General features: G+C 60.1%; 26 protein-coding genes and 2 tRNA genes. 19 read left to right on the forward strand and 9 right to left on the reverse strand.

Annotation, left to right across the window (positions count from 1 at the left end):
* The first annotated feature begins 6 nt into the window (after window positions 1-6).
* Window positions 7-1,167, forward strand: coding sequence for an MFS transporter (locus ACZ5RT_RS09620; protein WP_464452308.1), 1,161 nt, complete (start codon window positions 7-9; stop codon window positions 1,165-1,167).
* Here the strand turns inward: ACZ5RT_RS09620 and ACZ5RT_RS09625 are convergent.
* The 4 genes from ACZ5RT_RS09625 to ACZ5RT_RS09640 form a co-directional block, all read right to left on the reverse strand.
* A complete protein-coding gene (locus ACZ5RT_RS09625; protein WP_464452309.1) occupies window positions 1,164-2,036 on the reverse strand; it encodes an LOG family protein in 873 nt (290 codons plus the stop codon). The two genes, ACZ5RT_RS09620 and ACZ5RT_RS09625, sit on opposite strands and share 4 nt — an antisense overlap.
* Before the next feature lie 112 nt (window positions 2,037-2,148).
* A complete protein-coding gene (gene efp / locus ACZ5RT_RS09630) occupies window positions 2,149-2,703 on the reverse strand; it encodes an elongation factor P (protein WP_108426209.1) in 555 nt (184 codons plus the stop codon).
* A 97-nt stretch (window positions 2,704-2,800) separates the two neighbouring features.
* Window positions 2,801-3,235: a DUF6691 family protein gene (locus ACZ5RT_RS09635; RefSeq protein ID WP_464452310.1), complete on the reverse strand. Its 435-nt coding sequence runs from the start codon at window positions 3,233-3,235 to the stop codon at window positions 2,801-2,803.
* Window positions 3,232-3,714, reverse strand: coding sequence for a YeeE/YedE family protein (locus ACZ5RT_RS09640; protein ID WP_464452311.1), 483 nt, complete (start codon window positions 3,712-3,714; stop codon window positions 3,232-3,234). The genes ACZ5RT_RS09635 and ACZ5RT_RS09640 overlap by 4 nt, the downstream gene beginning before the upstream one ends.
* A 348-nt stretch (window positions 3,715-4,062) precedes the next feature.
* Between ACZ5RT_RS09640 and ACZ5RT_RS09645 the strand changes: the two genes are divergently transcribed.
* The 3 genes from ACZ5RT_RS09645 to ACZ5RT_RS09655 all read left to right on the forward strand — a co-directional run bounded on the left by ACZ5RT_RS09645 (window position 4,063) and on the right by ACZ5RT_RS09655 (window position 5,307).
* Window positions 4,063-4,431 carry a DUF6864 domain-containing function gene (locus ACZ5RT_RS09645; protein ID WP_464452312.1) on the forward strand — a complete coding sequence of 123 codons (369 nt, stop codon included), beginning with the start codon at window positions 4,063-4,065 and terminating at the stop codon, window positions 4,429-4,431.
* Window positions 4,428-4,796 (forward strand): hypothetical protein, encoded by a 369-nt coding sequence (locus ACZ5RT_RS09650; protein ID WP_464452313.1) that lies wholly within the window; start codon window positions 4,428-4,430, stop codon window positions 4,794-4,796. Before ACZ5RT_RS09645 ends, ACZ5RT_RS09650 begins: the two co-directional genes overlap by 4 nt.
* 133 nt (window positions 4,797-4,929) lie before the next feature.
* Window positions 4,930-5,307: a hypothetical protein gene (locus ACZ5RT_RS09655; protein ID WP_464452314.1), complete on the forward strand. Its 378-nt coding sequence runs from the start codon at window positions 4,930-4,932 to the stop codon at window positions 5,305-5,307.
* On the opposite strand, the gene earP is transcribed toward ACZ5RT_RS09655, so the two are convergent.
* Window positions 5,253-6,323, reverse strand: a complete 1,071-nt coding sequence (gene earP / locus ACZ5RT_RS09660; RefSeq protein ID WP_464452315.1) for an elongation factor P maturation arginine rhamnosyltransferase EarP — start codon at window positions 6,321-6,323, stop codon at window positions 5,253-5,255. The two genes, ACZ5RT_RS09655 and earP, sit on opposite strands and share 55 nt — an antisense overlap.
* 54 nt (window positions 6,324-6,377) lie before the next feature.
* Between earP and uvrC the strand changes: the two genes are divergently transcribed.
* The 9 genes from uvrC (at window position 6,378) to dnaB (ending at window position 15,241) form a co-directional block, all read left to right on the forward strand.
* Window positions 6,378-8,306 carry an excinuclease ABC subunit UvrC gene (gene uvrC, locus ACZ5RT_RS09665; protein ID WP_464452316.1) on the forward strand — a complete coding sequence of 643 codons (1,929 nt, stop codon included), beginning with the start codon at window positions 6,378-6,380 and terminating at the stop codon, window positions 8,304-8,306.
* Between the two features lie 53 nt (window positions 8,307-8,359).
* A complete protein-coding gene (gene pgsA, locus ACZ5RT_RS09670) occupies window positions 8,360-8,929 on the forward strand; it encodes a CDP-diacylglycerol--glycerol-3-phosphate 3-phosphatidyltransferase (protein WP_464452317.1) in 570 nt (189 codons plus the stop codon).
* Window positions 8,926-9,834: a DMT family transporter gene (locus tag ACZ5RT_RS09675; RefSeq protein ID WP_464452318.1), complete on the forward strand. Its 909-nt coding sequence runs from the start codon at window positions 8,926-8,928 to the stop codon at window positions 9,832-9,834. The genes pgsA and ACZ5RT_RS09675 overlap by 4 nt, the downstream gene beginning before the upstream one ends.
* Window positions 9,835-9,935: 101 nt before the next feature.
* Window positions 9,936-11,021: a tartrate dehydrogenase gene (locus ACZ5RT_RS09680; RefSeq protein WP_464452319.1), complete on the forward strand. Its 1,086-nt coding sequence runs from the start codon at window positions 9,936-9,938 to the stop codon at window positions 11,019-11,021.
* A 166-nt stretch (window positions 11,022-11,187) separates the two neighbouring features.
* Window positions 11,188-11,460, forward strand: coding sequence for an HU family DNA-binding protein (locus tag ACZ5RT_RS09685; protein WP_108426217.1), 273 nt, complete (start codon window positions 11,188-11,190; stop codon window positions 11,458-11,460).
* Between the two features lie 16 nt (window positions 11,461-11,476).
* Window positions 11,477-11,552, forward strand: a tRNA-Val gene (locus ACZ5RT_RS09690).
* Window positions 11,553-11,614: 62 nt separating this feature from the next.
* Window positions 11,615-13,546: a SurA N-terminal domain-containing protein gene (locus ACZ5RT_RS09695; RefSeq protein WP_464452320.1), complete on the forward strand. Its 1,932-nt coding sequence runs from the start codon at window positions 11,615-11,617 to the stop codon at window positions 13,544-13,546.
* Between the two features lie 26 nt (window positions 13,547-13,572).
* Window positions 13,573-13,648, forward strand: a tRNA-His gene (locus ACZ5RT_RS09700).
* Between the two features lie 174 nt (window positions 13,649-13,822).
* Window positions 13,823-15,241 (forward strand): replicative DNA helicase, encoded by a 1,419-nt coding sequence (dnaB, locus tag ACZ5RT_RS09705; protein WP_464452321.1) that lies wholly within the window; start codon window positions 13,823-13,825, stop codon window positions 15,239-15,241.
* Between the two features lie 17 nt (window positions 15,242-15,258).
* Here dnaB and ACZ5RT_RS09710 read toward each other — a convergent pair whose 3' ends face one another.
* The 3 genes from ACZ5RT_RS09710 to ACZ5RT_RS09720 all read right to left on the reverse strand — a co-directional run bounded on the left by ACZ5RT_RS09710 (window position 15,259) and on the right by ACZ5RT_RS09720 (window position 18,111).
* Entirely contained in the window at window positions 15,259-16,932 is a 1,674-nt protein-coding gene (locus ACZ5RT_RS09710) for a PhoH family protein (protein WP_464452322.1), read from the reverse strand.
* A gap of 157 nt (window positions 16,933-17,089) precedes the next feature.
* A complete protein-coding gene (locus tag ACZ5RT_RS09715) occupies window positions 17,090-17,575 on the reverse strand; it encodes a peroxiredoxin (RefSeq protein WP_108426221.1) in 486 nt (161 codons plus the stop codon).
* Between the two features lie 158 nt (window positions 17,576-17,733).
* Window positions 17,734-18,111, reverse strand: a complete 378-nt coding sequence (locus ACZ5RT_RS09720) for an Mth938-like domain-containing protein (RefSeq protein WP_108426222.1) — start codon at window positions 18,109-18,111, stop codon at window positions 17,734-17,736.
* Between the two features lie 132 nt (window positions 18,112-18,243).
* On the opposite strand from ACZ5RT_RS09720, the gene ACZ5RT_RS09725 reads away from it, so the two are divergent.
* Genes ACZ5RT_RS09725 through ACZ5RT_RS09750 form a run of 6 tightly spaced genes read left to right on the forward strand, consistent with a single transcriptional unit; the run spans window position 18,244 to window position 24,309 of the window.
* Entirely contained in the window at window positions 18,244-19,485 is a 1,242-nt protein-coding gene (locus ACZ5RT_RS09725; RefSeq protein WP_464452323.1) for a pyridoxal phosphate-dependent aminotransferase, read from the forward strand.
* Window positions 19,486-19,542: 57 nt separating this feature from the next.
* Window positions 19,543-20,865, forward strand: coding sequence for a homoserine dehydrogenase (locus ACZ5RT_RS09730; RefSeq protein ID WP_291927533.1), 1,323 nt, complete (start codon window positions 19,543-19,545; stop codon window positions 20,863-20,865).
* Window positions 20,865-22,310, forward strand: coding sequence for a threonine synthase (gene thrC, locus ACZ5RT_RS09735; protein WP_291927536.1), 1,446 nt, complete (start codon window positions 20,865-20,867; stop codon window positions 22,308-22,310). The genes ACZ5RT_RS09730 and thrC overlap by 1 nt, the downstream gene beginning before the upstream one ends.
* 5 nt (window positions 22,311-22,315) lie before the next feature.
* Entirely contained in the window at window positions 22,316-23,569 is a 1,254-nt protein-coding gene (locus ACZ5RT_RS09740; protein WP_464452324.1) for a molybdopterin molybdotransferase MoeA, read from the forward strand.
* Window positions 23,566-23,817: a molybdopterin converting factor subunit 1 gene (gene moaD / locus ACZ5RT_RS09745; RefSeq protein WP_291927542.1), complete on the forward strand. Its 252-nt coding sequence runs from the start codon at window positions 23,566-23,568 to the stop codon at window positions 23,815-23,817. Before ACZ5RT_RS09740 ends, moaD begins: the two co-directional genes overlap by 4 nt.
* Before the next feature lie 3 nt (window positions 23,818-23,820).
* Window positions 23,821-24,309, forward strand: coding sequence for a molybdenum cofactor biosynthesis protein MoaE (locus ACZ5RT_RS09750; RefSeq protein WP_291927545.1), 489 nt, complete (start codon window positions 23,821-23,823; stop codon window positions 24,307-24,309).
* A 13-nt stretch (window positions 24,310-24,322) separates the two neighbouring features.
* Here the strand turns inward: ACZ5RT_RS09750 and ACZ5RT_RS09755 are convergent, their stop codons facing one another.
* On the reverse strand, window positions 24,323-24,874 hold the full coding sequence (locus ACZ5RT_RS09755) for a hypothetical protein (protein ID WP_464452325.1): 552 nt from the start codon (window positions 24,872-24,874) through the stop codon (window positions 24,323-24,325).
* Between the last annotated feature and the right edge of the window lie 30 nt (window positions 24,875-24,904).

Below are 24,904 nucleotides of genomic sequence, written 5' to 3' on the forward strand. Positions count from 1 at the left end.
CCGGGGATGAAAACACTGCCCCGTCTGATCGCTGGCCAGATTTTTTTGCATGCCTGCATGGCGGGCATGCGCATGGCGATCCCGTTGCTCGCACTCAAACAGGGCTTCAGCGCCATGGCTGTCGGGGCCTTGCTGGCTTTGTTTGCCCTGACCCAGGTCTTTTTGGCCTTGCCCGCAGGGCGTTACGCCGACCGCACGGGTCTGAAAAAACCCTTGCTGCTCAGCGTGGCGATGTCCTCCGTGGGGGCGGGGCTCTCGGTGCTGTGGCCCATTTTTCCGGTCATGTGCCTCAGCGCCCTGGCCACTGGCGGGGCCACGGGCATGGCGGTGATTGCCTTGCAACGGCATGTGGGCCGTCTGGCCAAAGACCCGGCAGACCTGAAGGCCGCGTTCAGCTGGTTGTCGATTGGCCCGGCGATTTCCAACTTCTTGGGGCCGGTCCTGGCGGGTTTGCTGATCGATTACGCCGGACCCGAGCCCGCCGACCTGAGCGGTTTTCGCTGGGCCTTTTTGTTGATGGCGGTGTTGCCGCTGAGCACCTGGTTTTGGGTGCGCACGGTGCCCGAGCTGCACAACCCCCCAGCCCTCGACAACGCTGCACCGCGCCGCGCCATGGATTTGCTGGCCGAGCCCATGATGCGGCGTTTGCTGGGGGTCAACTGGCTGCTGTCTTCGTGCTGGGATGTCCACACCTTTGTGGTGCCGGTGCTGGGCCACGAGCGGGGTTTCAGTGCTTCGGTGGTGGGCACGATTTTGGGCGCATTTGCTGTCGCTGCGGCGTTCATCCGGGTGTGTTTGCCCTTCATTTCGCGGCATGTCCAGGAGCACCAGATCATCACCGGGGCCATGGTGTGCACCGCGCTGCTGTTTGGCCTGTACCCCTTCATGCCCACGCCCTGGAGCATGGGCTTGTGCTCGGTCTTGCTGGGCTTGGTGCTGGGCACGGTGCAGCCCATGATCATGAGCACATTGCACCAGATCACCCCCAAGCACCGACAGGGCGAGGCGCTGGGTCTGCGATTGATGAGCATCAATGCGTCGAGCGTGCTGATGCCCATGGTCTTTGGGGCTGCGGGGGCCATTGCCGGGGTGGCCCCGGTGTTTTGGGTGGTGGGCACGGCTGTGGGCCTGGGCGCACGCGCGGCGTGGCGCCTGCGGCCTGCTTAACCCACCTTCAGCTGGTAAAACTCGCAAATCGCCTGCCACGCCGCTTCGGGTGTGTCCACATAGCGGAACAGCTTCAGGTCGTCTCTGGAAATGGTGCCTTCTTGCACCAGCACCTCCATGTCGATCAAGCGCTGCCAGAACGCAGTCCCGAACAACAAGATCGGCACCGGGCGTGATTTGCGCGTTTGCACCAGCGTCATCACTTCAAACAGCTCGTCCAGCGTGCCAAACCCGCCCGGAAACGCCACCAGGGCCTTGGCCCGCATCATGAAATGCATCTTGCGCAGCGCAAAGTAGTGGAACTTGAAGCTCAGCTCGGGGGTGACGTAAGGGTTGGGTTTTTGCTCGTGGGGCAGGGCGATGTTCAGGGCCACCGAGGGTGCCCCCGCTTCTTGGGCCCCCCGGTTGGCCGCCTCCATGATGCCGGGGCCGCCGCCTGTGCAGATGAACAACTTTTCATCGTCGGGCATGGACGCGCAGGACTTGGCGACTTGTTGCGCAAAAATGCGGGCGTTTTCGTAATAGTGGGCGTTGCGCACCGCGGTTTCGGCCCGGGCGATGTCCTGCGCCTGACCGCTTTGCCGGGCGGCTTGCAGTTGCGCTTGGGCGCTGGCCATGTCCATGAACCTCGCACTGCCAAAGACCACCACGGTGTGTTCAATTTTGGCCTCGGCTTGCGCCAGGTCGGGTTTGAGCATCTCCAGCTGGAAACGGATGCCCCGGGTCTCGCGGCGCAGCAAAAACTCGGGGTCGGCAAAGGCCAGGCGGTGGGCTTCTGGCTCCAGCCAGTCGGCGGTGTTGGCCTCGGCTTGTAGATCGGCCCAGGCGTGGGGCAGGGAGGGGGTCAGGAGGTCTTGTCGGGATTGCATGGCGGCATTGTGCATGCACCAGCCCTGCAGGCAAGACGGAGATGCCCAAACGAATCCCTTTGACCATGAAAAAAGCCCCTTGCGGGGCTTTCATCGGGGCGGGATCGGCAAATCAGACGCGCTTGCGGTATTCGCCAGTGCGGGTGTCGATCTCGATCTTGTCGCCTTGGTCCACGAACAAGGGCACAGGCACTTCCATGCCAGTGGCGATCTTGGCGGGCTTGAGCACTTTGCCCGAGGTGTCGCCTTTGACGGCGGGCTCGGTCCAGGTGATTTCGCGCACCACGGTGGTGGGCAATTCGACCGAGATGGCTTTCTCGTTGTAGAACACCACTTCGAGTTCCATGCCGTCTTCGAGGTAGTTCAGCGCGTCGCCCATGTTGGTGGCTTCGACCTCGTACTGGTTGAAGTCGGTGTCCATGCAAACGTACATCGGGTCAGCGAAGTACGAGTAGGTGCACTCTTTCTTGTCCAGAATGACCTGGTCCATCTTGTCGTCGGCGCGGAACACGACTTCGGTGCCGAAGTTGGCGATCAGGCTTTTGAGCTTCATGCGCACGGTGGACGAGCCGCGGCCACCGCGTTGGTATTCGGTGCGCAGGACGACCATGGGGTCTTTGCCGTGCATGATGACGTTGCCGACGCGGATTTCTTGAGCGGTTTTCATAGGAATTGAGTCTGAAATGAAAAGGGGTGGCTTGAAGCCAAGCCCATTATTCTAACCTGTGGGGCTTGGCTTTTGGGCTGAAGGTGCCCGCAGGCACTCAGTCCCGCGCCGTCAGGCCATGGGCCAGAGCGCCCAGCACAATGCCACCCAAGGCCCACAGGATGTCGGTGTTGCCTGTGCCCAAAGCCGCAATGGCTGGGCCGGGGCACACCCCGCTCAAACCCCAGCCCACGCCAAAAATGGCCGAGCCGATCACGGTCTGGCGGTTCCAGCTGGCCGGTTGTGTCAGGAACTCACCCCCCAGCAAGGGGCGGCCCAGCCAGCGCGGAAAACCTTTGTAAGCCAGCATGGCCAAGCCCGCTGCGCCGCCCATGACCAACATCAGGCCCCAGTCCTGAAAGCGCAAAAAGCTCAAAACCACATCGGGCTGGACCATGGTGGCCAGCGACAGGCCAAAGCCAAACAAGGCCCCGGCGATCAGGGTGACCAGCGCCTTGGGCAGGGTCAGGGTGTGGGGGGTCAGCGGGTTCATGCCAGGCCTTTCGTGAAGATGGCCATCAGGTTGGCGGTCATGAAGGCGGTGGCCATGAAGGTCAGCACCGCGCCCAGTGATGGCAGTTGCAAAGAGCCGAGGCCGCAAATGCCGTGGCCCGATGTGCAGCCATTGCCCAAGCGGGCACCGTAGCCCACCAAAAAGCCGCCCACCAGCAGCTGCCAGGCGGGCACACTGGTGTGCTGCGCCTCGCCGCCCGCCAGCGTGAATCGCCAAACCAGCGCCCCCAGCACCACGCCCAAGGCGTAGACCAGCCGCCAGTGGCGGGTGTTGACGAAGCGGGCTTGCTGAAAAAACGCCCGTTTGGACACAAACGACCAACTGCTGGAAAAGACGGAACTCATGCCGCCCACCCAGCCGTTGAACAAATACAGCAGCGCCACGCCAGCGCCAATGGTGAGGCCGCCCAGCAGGTAGTGCTGCCAGCCGAGGGGGAAGAGGGTGTCAATCAGAGTCATGGGTCGGGATTATCGGGCACGCGGACCGGGTCAATTTTGCGGACATCCAGCTTGAAGGCTCTGGGGTTCAGGAGTGCCCTCAATTTTTTATCTTGCTAGGAAGTGATCTCTGAAAATGTAGGTAATAAGGTTATAGTTTGCTTCCGTAACGACTGACGAAGATCAGCGGATGGCCAACAAGGAGTGCCGGGTTTCATGGTGAATTTATACCTGTACAAAAATTCAGGCATGGGGGCCGACGGCCTTGTCCGATGCCGTTTGCAATCCATTCGTCAAAAGGATGTATCGACTCGGCCCGGATGTATCCACCGGGTTTTGCGGTCTACATCACGTTAGGACTTTTTGCCCATGAATAATGCATCGATTCATCTGGACCAGTGGGAGGTGATACTGGCCACAACCCTTTTGATCAAGGAAGGACAAGAGGCGCGAATCGTATTGACGCCAGATGATCCCTTGGTCGTAAGAGTGCGCTTCAAGAGCACGCCACCAAAGGAAGGAGAAAAACCTAAAGCGACGTTGTCAGTTGAAGGTGAAGGTAATGATGGCGTGCTTACGTTCACTGATTGGAACAACTCGCTTGGTGCTGCCACAAAGGAACCTTTGGAATTTGCTGTGGACGATCAGGGGCGCCAAATTGCAGTGCTTTGCTCTGTGTGGAAGATCGGCGAAGCCCATCAAGTATTCCTTCAGTTCATGCGCAGGGGGCAAACATGACCCAAATTAAGCCTCCCCGCCGGCCTGGATTCAATGGAGTTCAGGTTGTCGACGTCCACGTAAATGTCGACCAAGAAGTAATTCAAATTACCGAAGACAAGTTGCGTCTTATTCTCAAGGATCACCTAGATTCAATCGTTCAAAGTGGTGGTTGGGTTGCTCCATTCAGCGTCCTTGTTTCTATCGTCGCCACTTTTTGCACCGCGAAGTTCGATACGTTCATTGGCCTTGGCCCTGAATTTTGGCGCTCCACTTTCGCTCTGATCGGTATTGCGTCCCTTGTTTGGCTAATCAAAGTACTACGTAAAGATCAAAAGGTTCTGACACTCGATGAATTCATCAACAAGATCAAGAACAAGTCCTAACACTTCGCTCCAGGGGACGCTGCGCGATGAAGCCACGCAGCGCCCCTGAACTCGGACGTTAGCCCGCAGGAGTCCCCATGAAGCGATTCAAAGTCGTTATTCCAAGAGACGATGGCGGCTAGAGTTCCATCGGATGAAAGAGTGGCTGCGGCTGCATCCGGAAAGCGTTCCCACTGGCCTTAATCCAACGTCCTCTACGTTTCATCAATTACGTAACGGCCTCCGCAATCTTGGATGGTCGGTTCAGGAAACAAAAACAGAAGTTCGCTTGATGGCTCCGGGTTCAAGCCAACTTGAGAGCACAGTCGATGCGGTCCTCGGTGAAGACAACGAAGACACGGAAAACGTACTTCTCGACGATTTGTTCGAAGGTTTGCTGTGGCATGGAGCTGATGTGTGCCAGCGATGGCTGCAAATACATGACGGGTGCAAACCTGAAGTTGCCCTTGTCGATTTTCAACCCACGAAATGGATCAGTTGCGTGACCAAATCAGTTTGCCCAGAAATTTGATGGCGCTTGGTTTGGGTATTGTGGCTCCAAATCTGCAGCGTTTCGGCACTGAGCGCAGGCCATTCACCCGCTTCCAGTCCATTCCAAACCCGGTGCGCTTTGCGCAAGCTTTCCGGGGCCTGCATCCAATCCAAAAACGCCTCCAGCTTGGCGTGATGGGCGTTGTCGTCTTGTGGGTAGATGTGCCAAATGAAGGGCTGGCCTGCCCACAGGGCGCGCACCAGTGAATCTTCGCCGCGCACAAAATTCAAGTCGCAGGCCCAGAGCATTTCGTCGAAGCCGTTTTGGTCGGTGTAGGGCAGGGCGCTCCAGTTTGGTTGCTCGGCCAGGCTGGCCAATGCTTGCTGAACCGCCGCCAGTGGGCGGCCGGGGGTGACGAGCAGGTGATGGGGGGTGCCCACCCCTTGTGCCAGCAGCTGGGGCAGGGCGGTGGGTTCGTAGCAGAACAGGCTGATAAGCAGGCCAGCCGGGGCCAAGCTGGGGGCATGTTGCTGACGCCAGGCAGCGCGGTCAAAGCGTTGTTGCCGTGCCAGCAGGTCGGTTTCGCGCAGCAGGCCGCCAGTGTCCTCTGTGAAGCCGGGATAAAAGAAGGTCTTGGTCCAACCCTTGGCCGGGCCGCTCATGATGGGCGAAGGCAGCTGGTGCATGCGGGGCACCCAGTCTTCGGCGCTCAGGTATTCGAGGTTGATCCACCTAGGTTGTTGCGCTCGGGTGGCTACACCATGCGCCACAAAGTTTTCGGGCAAGGTGCAGCCAAAGGCTTCGACCCAGACGTTGGCCGGGGGCAGCGCTTGCAGGGTGCTGGCTTGGCTGGCATCGGCCCACGGGCGCACTTCAATGCCAGGCTCCTGGTGGGCGGTGGGGGCCATCCAGGCCAGGGCCGAGGCGTCGTCTACCCACAGGCGCACGCGCTGGCCAGCGTCGCGCAACTGGCGCGTCAGGCGCCAGCACACGCCCAGGTCGCCGTGGTTGTCGATGACGGTGCAGAAGATGTCCCAGAGTCGGCCAGTTTGCATGCGGCGATTGTCGCTGGAGATTTCACACACATCTTTTCACAGACAATAGCCGCCATGTCGAACACCCATGATGAAGCCCTGCTCGCGCAAGTTGCCGCGCTGCCCGCCTTGCCGGGCGTGTACCGCTACTTTGACGCCCAGGACCAGCTGCTGTATGTGGGCAAGGCGCTGAACCTCAAGCGCCGGGTGTCGAGTTATTTCCAGAAGGACCACGGCGGCACCCGCATTGGCCACATGGTCAGCAAGATCACGCGCATGGAAACCACCGTGGTGCGCTCCGAGGCCGAGGCGCTGCTGCTGGAAAACAACCTCATCAAGACCCTGCACCCGCGCTTCAACATCCTGTTTCGGGACGACAAGAGTTACCCCTACCTCAAGCTCACGGGCAATGGCCGCGTGGCGCTGCCCGCGCTGGTCAAGACGCCCGAGGCGCAGCATTACCCGCGTGTGGCCTATTACCGGGGGGCGGTGGAAAAGAAGCACCGTTACTTTGGGCCGTTCCCCAGCGCCTGGGCGGTCAAGGAGTCGATTCAGCTGATCCAGAAGGTGTTCAGGCTGCGCACCTGCGAGGACACGGTGTTTGCCAACCGCACCCGGCCTTGCCTGCTGTTTCAGATCAAGCGTTGCTCCGGCCCGTGTGTGAACCTGATCAGCCCCGAGGACTACAAGGCCGATGTGCAGCATGCCGAGCAGTTTTTGCGTGGCGAGACCCAGGCGCTGATGCGCGAGATGGAAGCGCGGATGATGCAGCATGCCGACAAGCTCGAATTCGAGTTGGCGGCCGAGGTGCGCAACCAGCTCACGGCGCTGTCGCGGGTCTTGCACCAGCAGTCGGTTGACACGGCGGTGGACACCGATGCCGACATTTTGGTGGCCAAAGTGCAGGGCGGCCGCGCCTGCGTGAACCTGGCCATGGTGCGCGGCGGACGGCATCTGGGTGACCGACCTTATTTTCCGGTGCACGTTCAGGACGCGCAGGACTTGCTGGGTCTGGAGGAAGGAGAGTCGCAGCGCCCCGTAGAGGTGCAGGTGCTCGAAGCCTTTTTGGCGCAGCACTACATCGGCGTGCCCGTGCCGCCGCTCTTGATCTTGAGCGCGGCGGTCGACAAAGCGCTGATCGCGGCTTTGTCGGCGCAGTCGGGTGTGAAGATCAGCACCGTGACGCAGCCGCGCGAGCACCGCCGCGTCTGGCTGGAGATGGCCGAGAAAAACGCCGAGCTGCAACTGGCCCGCTTGCTGGCCGAAGAGGGCTCGCAGCAGGCCCGCACCCGGGCGCTGGCTGAGGCGCTGGATTTGGCTCCGGACGATCTGGACCAGCTGCACATCGAGTGTTTTGACATCTCGCACACGGCGGGCGAGAACACCCAGGCGTCTTGTGTGGTGTTTCGCCAGCACAAGATGCAAAGCAGCGACTACCGCCGCTACAACATCGAGGGCATCACGCCCGGTGACGACTACGCCGCCATGCGCCAGGTGCTGATGCGACGCTACGGCAAATTGGCCGAGACCTTGCGTTCGGGCGAGGGCACGGCCAAGTTGCCTGACCTGGTGTTGATCGACGGCGGCAAAGGCCAGGTGAGCATGGCCCGAGAAGTCTTCACCGACCTGGGGCTGGACCTGTCGCGCATCGTGGGCGTTGAAAAAGGCGAAGGCCGCAAGGTCGGTCTGGAAGAGCTGGTCTTTGCCGATGGCCGCGAGAAGGTCTATCTGGGCAAGGATTCGGCGGCGCTCATGCTGGTGGCGCAGATCCGAGACGAGGCGCACCGTTTTGCCATCACCGGCATGCGGGCGGCACGCGCCAAGGTGCGGGTGGGCGGCAGCAAGATTGAAGAGATTCCCGGCATCGGGCCGCGCAAACGGGCCAAGCTGCTGCAGCGCTTTGGCGGAGTGCGGGGTGTGGAAAGTGCCAGTGTCGAGGATTTGCTGAGTGTGGAAGGCATCTCCCGGGAGCTCGCCGAGGCCATTTACAACGCCTTGCACTGAGCGCACGTCATGTTGTCATGAAGCCCTTGCCCGGGCGTGCCACAATCCAAACCATGTTTTTCACGATTCCCACCCTCATGACCTGGACGCGCATTGTCGCGATCCCTTTGATCGTTGGCGTGTATTACCTGGGCAGCCTGAAGGTCGAGACGCAAAACCTGATCGCCACGGTCATGTTTGTGCTGTTTGCCATCACCGACTGGCTCGACGGCTTTCTGGCCCGCAAACTCAACCAGACTTCGGCTTTTGGTGCGTTCCTGGACCCCGTGGCCGACAAGTTCCTGGTCTGCGCCGCCTTGTTGATTCTGGTGCACATGAACCGGGTGCATGTGCTGGTGGCTCTCATCATCATCGGCCGCGAAATCGCCATTTCCTCCTTGCGCGAGTGGATGGCGCAGATTGGGGCCAGCAAAAGTGTGGCCGTGCACATGGTGGGCAAGCTCAAGACCACGGTGCAAATGGTGGCGATTCCCTTCCTGCTGTACGACGGCGTGCTGCTGGGCGTGATCGACACCCGCACTTGGGGGGCGGTGCTGATCCTCATCGCCGCCGTGCTGACCATCTGGTCGATGGTGTACTACATGCAAAAGGCCTTGCCTGAAATCCGGGTACGTGTGAAATGAGCGGGGGCCGCGTATCTGACGCCTGGGTCCGGGCGACACCTGCTGTGTTTGTGTTGATCTGGAGCACGGGCTTCATCGTCGCCCGCTACGGCATGCCGCATTCCCCACCTTTCTCCTTTTTGGTGGTTCGGTACGTGCTGTCCATCGCCTGCTTTTTGCCCTGGATTTTTTGGGCCAAGGTGCCTTGGCCACAAAACCGCATGCAGTGGCTGCACTTGTCGGTCACGGGCATGCTCATGCATGGCGGCTACCTGGGCGGTGTGTGGGTGGCGGTCAAGGCGGGCATGGGTTCTGGCCTGTCGTCGCTGATTGTGGGGTTTCAACCAGTGCTGACGGCCATCTGGCTTTCCTACAGCCTGCGCGGATCGGACCAGCCCGGGGTGTCTCGCCGCCAGTGGCTGGGTCTTTTGCTGGGCTTTGTCGGCCTGCTGATGGTGGTCTGGCGAAAGCTCACGCTGGGTTCGCCCATGGACCATGTGACCTCGCTCAACATGGCCTTTGCCGTGGGGGCCTTGTTCAGCATCACCATCGGCACCTTGTACCAAAAGCGTTTTGTTCAACCTTGCGATGTGCGCTCGGCCAACACGGTGCAGATCATGGCGGCCCTGGCCATCACGGTGCCCCTGGCCTTGGCCGAGACGGAGCTCATGCAGTGGAATCCAGAGCTGGTCGGCGCCATGGCGTGGTCGGTGCTGGGTTTGACGGTGGGGGGCAGTTCCTTGCTTTATGTGCTGATTCAGCGCGGCGCAGCGGCTTCGGTGACCAGCCTCATGTACCTGGTGCCGCCGACAACAGCCATCATGGCGTGGGTCTTGTTTGGCGAAACCATCACGGCCGCCACCTTGGTCGGGACGGCGCTGACGGCTTTGGGCGTGAGCCTGGTCGTGCGGCCGTCACGTTCGTGAAAGCCCTTGCTGCCCTTTTTGATTAAGCTGCGACCCCTTGATGTGCCCGGGCACATGTGGGCAGCGTGAGCCGTTTATTTTTCAAGCAGAAAGTGATTCCCATGACAAAGCACCGCATCGCCGTGATTCCAGGAGACGGCATTGGCAAGGAAGTGATGCCCGAGGGCTTGCGCGTGATGGACGCTGCAGCCCGCAAATTCGGCATCGATCTGCACTTTGATCACTTTGATTTTTCCAGCTGGGACTACTGCGAAAAGCACGGCCAGATGCTGCCCGACAACTGGAAAGACCAGATCGGTGGCCACGATGCCTTGTACTTTGGTGCTGTGGGCTGGCCCGACAAAATCGCTGACCATGTCTCGTTGTGGGGCTCCTTGCTCTTGTTCCGTCGCGAGTTTGACCAGTACATCAACCTGCGCCCCGCCCGCTTGATGCCCGGCATCATCGCGCCTGTGGTGCGCCGCGATGGCAGCGCACGCCAGCCTGGCGAGATCGACATGTACATCGTGCGCGAGAACACCGAAGGAGAGTACTCCAGCGTGGGCGGGCGCATGTTCCCCGGCACCGAGCGCGAGATCGTCATGCAGGAATCCATCATGACCCGCGTGGGCGTGGACCGGGTGCTGAAGTTTGCTTTTGAGTTGGCGCAGTCGCGCCCCAAGAAGCACCTGACCAGTGCCACCAAGTCCAACGGCATTGCGATCACCATGCCTTACTGGGACGAGCGTGTGGCCGAGATGGCCAAGGCGTATCCGGGCATCAACGTCGACAAGTTCCACATCGACATCCTGACGGCGCATTTTGTGCAACGCCCTGACTTTTTCGATGTGGTGGTGGCCAGCAACCTGTTTGGTGACATCCTGTCCGACCTGGGCCCGGCATGCACGGGCACCATCGGGATCGCCCCCAGCGCCAACCTGAACCCCGACCGCAAGTTCCCTTCTTTGTTCGAGCCCGTGCATGGCTCGGCCCCGGACATTGCAGGCAAAGGCATTGCCAACCCGATCGGCCAGATCTGGTGCGGCGCCATGATGCTGGAGTTCCTGGGCTATAAAGCCGCCCACGATGCGGTTTTGGGGGCCATCGAGAAGGTGCTGGCGTCGGGAAAGGACGCTCCGCGAACGCCCGATCTGGGCGGGACAGCCAAGACAGCGGATGTGGGCCGGGCGATTGCCGAGGCGCTTTGAGGCCCCTTGCGGCTGCCGCGGTGGTCGCTTTGGCGTCGAAAAAGGCCGCTTCGGGACATGCATGGACAGTTTTAAAGGCTAGAATTCAAGCCCCACAGCCGAGTCTGTGGCCCCAATTTTCTGTCCACTGCCGGTTGCACCGGTTTGTAACTTCAAGAGGTTTCTTGTGAACAAAACAGAGCTGATCGAACACATTGCAAAACAAGCAGACCTGTCCAAGGCTGCAGCAGGCCGCGCATTGGAAGCCACCATGGGCGCTGTGCGCACCACCTTGAAAAAAGGCGGCACCGTGTCTTTGGTGGGTTTTGGCACTTTTGCGGTGGGCAAACGTGCTGCACGCACGGGCCGCAATCCACGCACAGGCGCAGCGATTAAAATCAAGTCAGCCAAAGTTCCAAAGTTCCGCCCAGGCAAGGCCCTGAAGGATGCTTTGAACTGACAACACTTTTCAGGTGGGGCGCTTAGCTCAGTTGGTAGAGCGGCTCCTTTACACGGAGTAGGTCGGCGGTTCGAGACCGTCAGCGCCCACCACCCTACAAAGTAAAGGCGAACCCAGTGTTCGCCTTTTTTCTTGATAACCCGAGACTTCAGACATGTTTGATTCCATTCGCAACAACTCAAAAATTTTGATGGGGTTGTTGTTCTTGTTGGTGATTCCGTCTTTTGTGCTGTTTGGCATCGAGGGCTACAGCCAGTTTGAAGACAAAGGTGCCGTGGTGGCCCGGGTGGACGGGCAAAAAATCACCCAGTCCGAGTGGGACGCTGTCCACCAGCAGGAAGTGGACCGCATTCGCGCATCGGTGCCGAACCTGGACCCGAAACTGCTGGACTCGGCAGAGGCGCGTTATGCGACCCTCGAAAAAATGGTCAACGACCGTCTGATTGCCCGCGCCTCTGAAAAGCAAATGCTGGTCACGAGTGACCAACGCCTGGCCCGCTACCTGCAGCAAGACCCCTCGATTGCAGGCTTGCGTGGCGCAGACGGTAAGCTGGACATGGAACGCTACCGCCAGTTGGCGGCCAGCCAAGGCATGACCCCCGAGATGCTCGAAGCCCGTGTGCGCCGTGACCTGTCCAACCAGCAGGTGTTGGCCGGTTTGCAAGCCTCGGTGTTTGCGACGCAGCGTCAGACCGATGCCGCACTGGATGCCTACTTGCAGCGCCGTGAGATTCAGGTCAAGCGCTGGAGCCCGGCAGACTTTGCCGCCAAGGTCGAGGTGTCGGATGCGGACCTGGAGCGCTATTACAAAGACAATGCGGAGCGTTTTCGTTCGGTGGAAAACGTGGACCTGGAATACCTCGTCCTGGACGTGGCGGCCCTGCAAAGCCGGATTGAATTGCCCGAGCAGGACCTGAGAACCTACTACGAGCAAAACCTGCAACGGCTCGCGGGTCAGGAGCAGCGCCGCGCCAGCCACATCCTGATCAATGCCGCGAAAGATTTGCCCGCGGCAGACAAGCAAAAAGCCCGTGCCAAGGCCGAAAACCTGTTGGCCACCGTTCGCCAGTCACCCAAAACCTTTGCCGAGGTGGCACGCAAGAACTCGGATGACACCGGTTCGGCCGCACGCGGCGGTGATCTGGATTTTTTCGCCCGAGGCGCCATGGTCAAGCCTTTTGAAGATGCCGCCTTTGCGCTTCAAAAGGGTGACATCAGCGACATCGTGGAGTCCGACTTCGGCTACCACATCATCTTGTTGACCGATGTGAAGCTGCCCCAGGCGCCGTCTTTCGAGTCCATGCGCCCGCAATTGGAAGCGGACTTGCGCAAACAGCAAGCCCAGCGCCAGTTCGCAGAATTGGCCGAAACCTTCAGCAACAGCGTGTACGAGCAGTCGGACAGTTTGACGCCCGTGGCAGAGCGGCTGAAATTGTCGGTACAAAAAGCGCAAGCGTTGACCCGCACACCACCACCCGGTGCGCAGGGCGTTTTGAGCCACCCCAAATTGCTGCAAGCCATCTTCTCTGAAGACGCGATCGTCAAACGCCGCAACACGGCAGCGGTGGAGGTGGCTCCGAACACGCTGGTCTCAGCCCGTGTGGTGAACCACCGCCCAGCGGCCGTTCGTCCTTTTGCAGAGGTCAAGGCCGATGCGCGTCAACTTTTGATTCAAGCCCAATCTGCCGAGCTGGCCAAAGCCGAAGGTCAAGCCCGACTGGCGGCCTGGAAGACCGATGCCGCTCAGGCCAACTTGGGTGAGGCGGTGACGGTTTCGCGTGATCAGGCGCCTGCATGGCCGCAAGCGGTGATCGATGCTGCTTTGCGTGCCGATCCCTCCAAAATGCCAGCCCTGTTGGGTGTGGACCTGGGCCTTCAGGGCTTTGCCGTTGTGCGTGTGAACAAAATTGTGCCGCGTCCGGAGTCGACGGCTCAACAATCCGAGCAAAGCCGCCAGCAATTTGCCCGCTTGTGGGGGCAGGCCGAGTCTCAGGCTTACCTGGCCAGTTTGAAGTCGCAATTCAAAGTTGAAATGTTGGCTCAAAAACCTAAAAAGTTGGAAGGTTCCGAGGCCGAAAAGCCCTGAGCTTCAGGCTATAATATCGCTCTACGGTGGCTGTAGCTCAGTTGGTAGAGTCCAGGATTGTGATTCCTGTTGTCGTGGGTTCGAGCCCCATCAGCCACCCCAAAGTCTCCAAGGCCCTTTCGGCAACGAAAGGGCCTTTTCATTTGTGCATCACTTTGTTTGTGTTGCCGAGTTGTCCTCGTTTGGGCACCGGATACCCCATGTTTATCCACAGGGTTATCCCGTGACGCCAGGCGCTGTGGGGGCTACCATTGCTTTTTGATTTGTCGGTACGCCATGTCTGCTGTTTTTTCTCCCCATCTGAGTGAATTCCCCTCAGACCTGTCCTCTGACAGCCAAATTGCCAAATTGCGTGTTCCTCCTCACTCGATCGAGGCCGAATCGAGTGTGCTGGGCGGCCTGCTGCTGGACAACGGTGCTTGGGACCGTGTGGGTGATTTGTTGGTGGATTCCGACTTTTACCGTCACGAGCACAAGTTGATTTATGCCGCGATTGGCGCTTTGATCAATGCGTCCAAACCGGCCGATGTCATCACCGTCAGCGAGCATCTGCAAAACCAGGGCAAAACCGCCGAGACGGGCGGTTTGAGCTACCTGAACTCCCTGGCCCAGTATGTGCCCAGCGCCAGCAACATCCGCCGCTACGCCGAGATCGTGCGCGAGCGCTCGATCTTGCGCAAACTGGTGTCGGCCAGCGACGAGATCGCGACCAATGCCTTCAACCCTCAGGGCAAGGCGATTGACCGTATCCTGGATGAAGCCGAACAAAAGATCTTCAACATCGGTGAAGAAGGCTCGCGCATGAAGCAGGGCTTCCAGTCCATGGACACGCTGGTGGTGGAACTGCTCGACCGCGTCCAGGAGATGGCCGACAACCCCAACGACATCACCGGGGTGCCCACCGGCTTTTATGACCTGGACCGCATGACATCTGGCCTGCAGCCGGGGGACATGGTGGTGCTGGCCGCGCGTCCATCCATGGGTAAAACGGCTTTCGCCATCAACATCGCCGAGCATGTGGCCTTGAACGAGGGCTTGCCAGTGGCGGTGTTCTCGATGGAAATGGGCGCATCCCAGCTGGCGGTGCGTGTGGTCGGCTCGATCGGCCGCATCGACCAGGGCCATTTGCGCACCGGCAAGCTCAGCGATGACGAGTGGCCACGCTTGACCGAAGCCATCGAGAAACTGCGCACCGTGTCTTTGCACATCGATGAAACCCCAGGTCTCACCCCTTCCGAATTGCGGGCCAACGCCCGTCGTCTGGCGCGGCAATGCGGCAAGCTGGGTTTGATTGTGGTGGACTATTTGCAGCTGATGAGCGGCTCGGGTGGCTCGGGCGGCGACAACCGCGCGACCGAGCTGGGCGAGATTTCGCGGGGCCTGAAAATGCTGGCCAAAGAACTGCAATGTCCGGTGATTGCGCTGTCGCAGCTCAACCGAAGCGTCGAGCAGCGCACCGACAAACGCCCCATGATGAGCGACTTGCGCGAGTCCGGCGCCATCGAGCAGGATGCCGACATCATCATGTTCATTTACCGTGACGATTACTACAACAAGGATTCCAAAGATCCGGGTGTGGCGGAAATCATCATTGGCAAGCAGCGTAACGGCCCGACAGGCACGGTTCGGCTCACGTTCCTGAAGAACCTGACCCGGTTTGAAAGCCTGGCCTCAGGCCTCAGCGACGATTACTGAGACCCGAGGACGGGTTTTTAAAGCGCTTCGCTGGCGAAGTCGGCCAGGCGCGAGCGCTCACCCCGTGCCAGCGTGATGTGGCCCCCGTGGGCCCAGCCCTTGAAGCGGTCGACCGCATACGTCAGGCCCGATGAGCCTTCGGTCAGGTAGGGCGTATCGATCTGGGCCAGATTGCCCATGCAGATGATCTTGGTGCCCGGGCCTGCGCGTGTGATCAGCGTTTTCATTTGCTTGGGCGTCAGGTTTTGCGCTTCGTCGATGATCACGTATTTGTTCATGAAGGTGCGACCGCGCATGAAGTTCATGCTCTTGATCTTGATGCGGCTCTTGATCAGCTCGTTGGTCGCAGCGCGACCCCATTCACCCGCATTGCCGCCATCGCCCTTGGCCAGAAACTCCAGGTTATCGTCCAGCGCGCCCATCCATGGGCCCATTTTTTCTTCTTCGGTGCCGGGCAAAAAGCCGATGTCTTCGCCCACGCTCACGGTGGCCCGGGTCATGATGATCTCGGTGTAGCGGCGGTCATCCAGCACTTGCGTCAAACCAGCGGCCAGCGCCATCAAGGTTTTGCCCGTGCCAGCGGTGCCTGCCAGCGTGACAAAGTCGATGTCCGGATCGGTCAACAGGTTCATCGCGAAATTTTGTTCACGGTTGCGCGTGGTGACGCCCCAGACGGCGTTCTTTTGGTGGGTGAAGTCCTTGAGGGTGCGCAGCACCGCTGTTTTGCCGCGGATTTCGGTCACGCGGGCATACAGGCTGGGCTCTCCGGGGGCCTCAAAGTACACAAACTGGTTCATGAACAAGCTGGGCACGATCGGGCCGCTGATGCGGTAGTAGGTGTGCGTGCCTTGCTGCCAGCTTTCCACGGTTTTACCGTTCTTGAGCCAGAAGTCGCTGGGCAAAGCCAGGGAGCCCGGATACAACAAATCCCCGTCTTCGAGGGTCTTGTCGTTTTGGTAGTCCTCGGCCTGCAGCCCCAGCGCACGGGCCTTGACGCGCATGTTGATGTCCTTGGACACCAACACCACTTCACGGGGTGCATGCATTTGGCCCAGCGCCTTGACCACGCCCAGGATCTGGTTGTCGGCCTTGCCCTGTGGCAGCGCCAGGGGCAGACTCAGGTCCAGTGCCTGGGTCTGGAAAAACAATTGGCCCATGGCATCGGTGTGGCCCGTCGCGCTCAGGGGGGAGCCCTTGCCCAGATCGGCCCCTTGCGCCGAGGCCAGGGTGTCCAGCGAACGGCTGGCTTGGCGCGCATTGCGGGCGACTTCGGTCATGCCTTTCTTGTGACCGTCGAGCTCTTCCAGCACGATCATCGGCAAAAAGACATCGTGCTCCTCAAAGCGGAACAGACTCATCGGGTCGTGCATGAGCACATTGGTGTCGAGCACAAAGAGTTTGCTGGGGCCGCCGGACCTGCGTTTGGGCCGGGCCGGGCTGGCCGCGCGGGCAGGGGCGGCAGCAGAGCTGACCACCACAGATGGCTCGTTGCGAGGGTGGGGGGCAGCAGGTGCGCTTTTACGGCTTCGTGGTCCGCGTTTGGCTTCTGAAGCTGGCTCTGCAGCCACGGCCTGGGTCTTGGTTTCGACCTGGATCAAACCGGTCGGGGCATCGTCCTCAGTGTGTGCGGACTCGAAGGCGGTGTGGGTCAAGCGGCTGGCGCGTTGTGTGGGAGCGGGTGGCAGTGGCATGAGCGAAGGCCTCTTGAGGGGTGAAAAATCCGGACGCTGAAAAATAAAAAGCCGCCTGGAGGCCAAGGCGGCTTTTGGTAGGGAAGAGAAGGGGGCTGACTTTCAGCGGCATGAATTCATTATGCACGAGCCGAAAGACAAAACCCGCCCGGGGGCATCACGCCACGGCAGCAGCTTTTTTCAGGTCCTTGACCGCCTTCAGCACTTCTTCCACATGCCCGGGCACTTTCAGGCCGCGCCACTCTTGCTTGAGCGTGCCGTCTGCGCCGATCAGGAAGGTGCTGCGCTCGATGCCTTTGACCTTTTTGCCGTACATGATTTTGTTTTTGACCACCCCAAACATGTGGCACATTTTTTCTTCGGTGTCGGCAATCAGCTCAAAAGGCAATTCCAGCTTGGCTTTGAAATCGTCGTGCGACTTCATGTTGTCACGGGACACGCCCAGAACCAAGGCGCCTGCTTTGACGAAATCCTTGTACTTGTCGCGGAATTGCATGGCCTCGGTGGTGCAGCCAGGGGTGTTGTCCTTGGGGTAGAAAAACAAAACCACGGGTTGACCGAGGTGGGAGATGTTGGAAACTTTCAGGCCGCTGGTCGCGTTCGCTTCAAATTCGGGAAGGGGCTTGTTCAGAACGATCGCCATAAAACTTTGATCTCGCTTGACAGGTTGAGCGCTTGCCGCCATTGGGTGACGTCAAATGCGCTGAAGGCATAGGCCTCGGCAACCTTCGATTTTACTCTGAATGAGGGCCTTCAGATGAGCAAGTACTTGTAAACAAGTAGGCGATGCAAATGCATGCTTTAAGCTTCCAGCAGCAAAACGACCACGACTTTTCGCCCCTCGCTGGCCAGAATGTTGTAGGTGCGGCAAGCGGCTGCGGTGTCCATGGTTTCGAGCCCAATGCCCCGCGAAATCAAAGGCGCAAGCCAAGCAGGCTGAGGAAAGCGCAGGCGCTGGCCGCTTCCAAAGATGACCAACTCGGCACCGCTGGTGGCCAGTGGCGCGAAATCTTCGGGTTTCAGGGCTTCAAACTGGCTGACCGCCCATTTTTCAGGCACGGCGCCCTGCAGGCTGCTGACGGTCAAAGAGTGGGTGAATTTTTCACCATTGACTTCGATCCATCCGGGGCCGTAAGCGTTGATGGTGAGGCTGTTGGACTTGTCGGGTTGTAGTTTCATGGGGTCTTCGGAGCGAACGGGTGAGCTGCGTGGCGATATTAGAGTCGTCGCTCGGGATGGCAGGGCTGAAACGGCGCTGAATTGTGGTCAAATTATAGGTTTTCCCCTCTCGCAACCGCCTTTGGAGGCACTTTGAAGCCCATTCAAAAATCTGCCAAGCTCGCCAACGTTTGTTATGACATCCGTGGGCCGATCATGGACCGTGCCCGTCAGATGGAAGAGGACGGGCAAAAGATCATCAAATTGAACATCGGAAATCTGGCAGTTTTCGGCTTTGATGCACCGGAAGAAATTCAGCAGGACATGATCCGCAACCTGCCCAATTCGGCGGGTTACTCCGACAGCAAAGGCATTTTTGCGGCACGCAAAGCCGTGATGCACGAGACCCAAAAGCAAGGGGTCGTGGGTGTCACGCTGGATGACATTTATCTGGGCAATGGCGCCAGCGAATTGATCGTCATGGCCACCAATGCCTTGCTGGACAACGGCGATGAACTCCTGTTGCCATCGCCCGATTACCCCTTGTGGACGGCGGCGGCCAGTTTGTCGGGCGGCTCGCCTGTGCATTACCGCTGCGAAGAGGCCAATGGCTGGATGCCGGATCTGGACGACATCCGTGCCAAAGTGACCCCGCGCACCAAGGGCATCGTGGTCATCAACCCGAACAACCCGACAGGCGCACTGTATTCCGACGACTTGCTCAAAGGCATTGTGGCCATTGCGCGTGAACATGGCTTGGTGATCTTTGCCGATGAGGTGTACGACAAGGTGTTGTACGACGGGGTCAAGCACACGCCGCTGGCCAGGTTGTCTCAGGATGTGTTGACCCTGACCTTCAATTCCTTGTCCAAAAGTTACCGCTCATGTGGTTACCGTGCGGGCTGGATGGTCATCTCGGGCGACAAGAAAAACGCTCGCGATTACATCGAGGGCCTGAACATGCTCTCGAACATGCGCCTGTGTGCCAACGTTCCGGGCCAATGGGCGATTCAGACCGCCTTGGGCGGACACCAGAGCATCAATGAATTGGTGGGTGAGGGTGGCCGCTTGCGCAAGCAACGCGATCTGGCTTATGCCCTGATCACGGCCATTCCCGGGGTGAGTTGTGTCAAGCCGCAGGCGGCGCTGTACATGTTTCCCAAGCTGGACCCGCGCATCTACCCGGTCAAGGACGACCAGGATTTCTTCTTGCAACTGCTGGAAGAAACCAAGGTCATGCTGGTTCAGGGCACCGGGTTCAACTGGCCCGATACCGACCATTTCCGCATCGTGTTCTTGCCCCATGAGGACGATTTGCGCGAGGCCATTGCCCGCGTGGCGCGTTTCCTGGAAGGTGCCCGCAAGCGCTTTGGCACCGAGGCCCTGGTGGCCTGAATTTGAAAATGAACACCCGGTTGTTTCGGGTGTAACGTCGTAAAGAAGTGAAAAAAAATGAAACCGATCAAAGTGGGCCTGCTGGGCATTGGCACTGTGGGCAGCGGCACTTTCAATGTGCTCCAACGCAATCAGGGGGAAATCCAACGCCGTGCGGGTCGTGGCATCGAGATCACCATGGTGGCCGACCTGAACGTGGCGCGGGCCCAAGAACTGGTGGGTCATGGCGTCCAGGTCGTGGCCGATGCACGCGAGGTCATCGCCAACCCGGAAATCGACATCGTGATCGAATTGATCGGTGGCTATGGTGTGGCCAAGGCGCTGGTCATGGAAGCCATTGCTGCAGGCAAGCATGTCGTCACCGCCAACAAGGCCCTGCTGGCGGTGCATGGCACCGAGATTTTCGCTGCCGCCCAGGCCAAAGGCGTGATGGTGGCTTTTGAAGCCGCCGTGGCCGGGGGCATCCCGATCATCAAGGCCCTGCGCGAAGGCCTGACGGCCAACAGCATCCAGTGGGTGGCCGGCATCATCAACGGCACGACCAACTTCATCCTGTCCGAAATGCGGGACAAAGGGCTGGACTTTGATGTGGTGCTCAAGGAAGCCCAGCGTCTGGGTTATGCCGAAGCCGACCCGACCTTTGACATCGAAGGTGTGGATGCCGCGCACAAAGTGACCTTGATGAGCGCGATCGCGTTTGGCATTCCGGTGCAGTTTGACAAGGCTTATGTGGAGGGCATCACCAAGCTGGGCGCTGCCGACATCAAGTACGCCGAGCAGCTGGGCTACCGCATCAAACTCTTGGGCATCACCAAACGCACCGAACAGGGCATTGAGCTGCGGGTGCATCCCAGCCTGGTGCCTGCCCAGCGCCTCATTGCCAATGTGGAAGGCGCCATGAACGCCGTGATGGTGCAAGGCGATGCCGTGGGCACCACCTTGTATTACGGCAAAGGCGCAGGCTCCGAGCCCACCGCCAGCGCGGTCATCGCGGATCTGGTGGACATCACCCGTTTGCACACCGCCGACCCCCTCAACCGCGTGCCGCATCTGGCTTTCCAGCCCGGTGCCATGAGCAATTTGTCGGTGCTGCCCATGTCCGAGGTGGTGACCAGCTATTACCTGCGCTTGCGCGTGGCCGATCAGGCGGGCGTGCTGGCCAAGTTGACCGGGCTGCTGGCCCAGGCCGACATCAGCATCGACGCGGTCTTGCAACGCGAGGCCGATCAGGTGAGCCAGGCGGGTGAAAACCAGACCGACGTGATCATCCTGACCCACGACACCCGCGAAGGCACTTTGAACGACGTGCTGGCCCAAATGCAGGCGCTGCCCACCGTGATGGCGCCGATCGTGCGCATTCGCAAGGAAGAGTTGAACTGATGCGCTACCTGTCGACCCGCGGTCACGCCGACCGCAAGCAATTTTGTGAAATCCTGCTGGAAGGTCTGGCGCCGGACGGTGGCCTGTACCTGCCGGAAAGCTATCCGCAACTCGATGATGCCGCGCTGACACGCCTGCGCGGCGTTTGGCAAAGCCAGGGCTATGCGGCTTTGGCTTTTGAGGTGCTGTCGCTTTACATCGACGACATCCCGCGCGACGATCTGCAAGCGCTGTGCCGCAAGACTTACACCCCAGCGGTGTTTGGCACGCAAGCCATCGTGCCGCTCAAGCCTTTGCAAACCGCAGGTCAGGCCCAGCCCGACCTGTATCTGGAGGCTTTGTCCAACGGCCCGACCTTGGCCTTCAAGGACATGGCCATGCAGTTGCTGGGCAATTTGTTTGAATACGAGCTGGCACGGCGCGGCGAAGAACTCAATATTTTGGGCGCGACATCGGGCGATACTGGCAGCGCGGCCGAATACGCCATGCGCGGCAAAAAGGGGGTGCGCGTCTTCATGACCAGCCCGAACGGCCGCATGAGCCCGTTCCAGCAAGCGCAGATGTTCAGTCTGCTCGACGAAAACATCCACAACATCGCCATCGAAGGCGTGTTCGACGACTGCCAGGACATCGTCAAGGCGGTGTCCAACGATCTGGATTTCAAGCGCCGATACAAGATCGGCACGGTGAATTCCATCAACTGGGCGCGTTTGCTGGCCCAGGTGGTGTACTACTTTGCCGGGTATTTCCAGGCGACCCAGCGCAACGCACAAAAGGTCAGCTTTACGGTGCCGAGCGGCAACTTTGGCAATGTGTGCGCAGGCCATGTGGCCCGCATGATGGGTTTGCCGATCGACCGCCTGGTGGTGGCCACCAACGAAAACGATGTGCTGGACGAGTTTTTCCGCACAGGCGTTTACCGCGTGCGCGGCACCGCCGACACGCATGAAACCTCCAGCCCCTCGATGGACATCTCCAAGGCCAGCAACTTCGAGCGCTTTGTTTTTGACCTGCTGGAGCGCGATGGCACCCAAACCAAAGCCATTTTTGGCGAAGGGTTGAGCCGCCAAGGCTTCTTCGATTTGTCGGGCGATGCGCGCTTCGCCAAGGCCGCAGCGGTCTACGGCTTTGACAGCGGCCGCAGCACCCATGCCGACCGTCTCAAGACGATTCAGCAGGTGTTTGAGCGCTATGGCGTGATGATCGACACCCACACCGCCGACGGCGTGAAGGTGGCCCAAGAGCATTTGAACCCGCAGGTGCCCATGATCGTGCTGGAAACCGCTTTGCCCATCAAGTTTGCCGCCACCATCGTGGAGGCTTTGGGTCGCCAGCCCGAGCGTCCACCGCAGTTTGAAGGCATCGAAGCCTTGCCCAAGCGTGTGCAGGTCATGAAAGCCGACGTGGAATTGGTCAAGGCCTACATCTCGCAGCACTGCGATTGAAGCCGATGAGCCAGTCCCCCCGCCCACCTTTGATGTCGCTGGACGAGGCACTGGCCACGCTGCTGGCGCACATCAGCCCCTTGGCCGGCACAGAGTCGGTGGCCACCTTGGATGCTGATGGCCGCATCCTGGCGCAAGACGTGGTGTCTTCCTTGCAAGTGCCGGCCTTTGACAACGCTTCCATGGACGGCTACGCGGTGCGCAGCGCCGATGTGCAGCAAGCCGGGGTGGCGTTGAAGGTGACCCAGCGCATTCCCGCTGGGCACTTCGGGCAGCCCTTGGCACCCGGGCAGGCTGCCCGCATTTTCACAGGCGCCCCGGTGCCTTCAGGCGCTGACGCCATCGTGATGCAGGAGCAAACCGAGCCCGCAGAACAGACCGACCAGGTCCGTTTTGTGGCTGCGGCCCAGCCCGGCCAGTGGATTCGCCGCAATGGCGAAGACGTTCGTCAGGGGGATACCGTGTTGAAGCGGGGTCAAAAACTGGGCCCCGCCGAGCTGGGTCTGGCGGCCAGCCTGGGTTTGGCCCACCTGCAGGTCATGAGCCGACCCAAAGTGGCCTTGTTTTCCACGGGCGACGAGTTGGTCATGCCCGGTGATGTGGCCCCTGCCGACATGCCGCCCGGGGCCATTTACAACTCCAACCGGTTTTTCTTGCGGGCTTTGCTGCACCGTCTGGGCTGCGAGGTGAGCGATCTGGGCATCGTGCCCGACCGCCGGGAAGCCACGGTGGCCGCGCTCAAAACGGCGGCCGACCACCACGACCTGATTGTGACCAGCGGCGGGGTGTCGGTCGGTGAAGAAGACCATGTCAAACCTGCCGTGCAGTCTTTGGGGGCCTTGTCGCTTTGGCAGATCGCGATGAAGCCGGGCAAACCCTTTGCCTATGGCCATGTGCGGCGCGAGACAGCGACGGGCCTGGCCCATTTTGTGGGTCTGCCGGGCAATCCCGTGTCGAGCTTCATGACCTTTTTGCTCTTGGTCAAGCCCTTGATCCTGGCCCTCCAGGGGGCTGAGCAGCATGCGCCTGTCCGGATGTCCTTGCCGGCCCATTTTGAGTTGCCCAAAGCCGACAAGCGGCGTGAATTCTTGCGTGTTCGCCGCAATGCGTCGGGTGGGCTGGACCTCTTTCCCAACCAAAGCTCGGGGGTGCTGACCTCGGTGGTTTGGGGCGATGGCGTGGTGGACAACCCCGCAGGTCAAACCATTGCCCATGGGGACCTTGTCAGTTTCTGGCCATTTGCGGAGTGGTTGTCATGAAGATTCAGGTGCGTTACTTTGCCTCTCTGCGCGAAAGCATTGGACTGGCCAGCGAGATGGTGGACACGGACAGTCAGGACGTGGCGGGCCTCAGGGCGCAGTTGATCGCGCGCGGCGGTGCCCATGCCGAATGCCTGGCCAGCCAGCGGCCCGTGCGCGTGGCGGTCAACCAGGTCATGGCCACCGATGCCACGCCGCTCACGGCCAACGCCGAAGTGGCCTTTTTCCCGCCTGTCACCGGAGGCTAAGCCATGCCCGATCTCGTCACCGTGCAGCAAGAAGACTTCGATGTGTCGCAGGAATTGAGCGCCTTGCGGGCACAAGATTTGCGCGTGGGCGCGGTGTGCAGTTTTGTGGGCACGGTGCGCGATACCCGCGCCTTGACAGGCCAGGCGCAAGACGAGGTGCAGGTGATGGAGCTGGAGCATTACCCGGGCATGACCGAAAAATCGATCGAAGCCATGATCGAGCAAGCGCACCAGCGTTTCGACTTTTATGCCGCCCGCGTGGTGCATCGGGTGGGGCGCTTGCTGCCCGCCGACCAGATTGTCCTGGTGGCAGTCACTTCGGCGCACCGTGGCGAGAGCTTCAAGGCCTGCGAATTCCTGATGGACTACCTCAAGACCCAGGCCCCGTTCTGGAAAAAAGAGCAAACCCCGCAAGGGGCACAGTGGGTCGACGCGCGGGTGTCCGACGATGCGGCCTTGGCCCGCTGGGGCATTGAGGGCCGCAACGCCTGAGCAGTTGCAGGCCTCAGTGTTTGTAAACCGGGGGCGTGGCCAGCGTTCCGGCGCTGTCACCGTGGCTTGGGGGCGGGCTGGCCGTCGTCAGACCCCAATCGGCCTTGGCCATGCACTGGCGAATCAGGTGGATCAGCCCGTGGACCAGTGAGGCTTGTAAGTTCATCTGGCAAGACTGCGTGTTGTCACCAGTTTTTTGCTGGAACACGATCTGCAATCCGCCGCTGGCTTGCAAACTGATGTGTGCATCGGTGACCAACAGGGGCTCGCTGCCCAAAGGTAACTGCTGCACTTTGCCGTCGTACGGGGTCGCAAAGTCTGCAGTTTGCAAGAAAGCCTCGCGTTTGAGTTCGGTCAGCATTTGCCGGGCTGCGGGGTCTGCAACAGCCAGTCCTGGCTGCGCGGCCTCCAGGCGGCCAATCGACTGGTCCATGGCGGGCAGCAAGCGCATCACCATGCGGCGGGTCAGCCAAAAACGAAACTCCTGGGCGTCCTGGGTGTTCAGGCGCAACAACAGGCGATCTTGACGCTCGTCATGGCTGACGGACAGCTGGTGAATGTTCATGGCTTGATTTTAGGCAAGCCCGAGCCGGGT

Source organism: Limnohabitans sp. TEGF003, assembly GCF_055395455.1.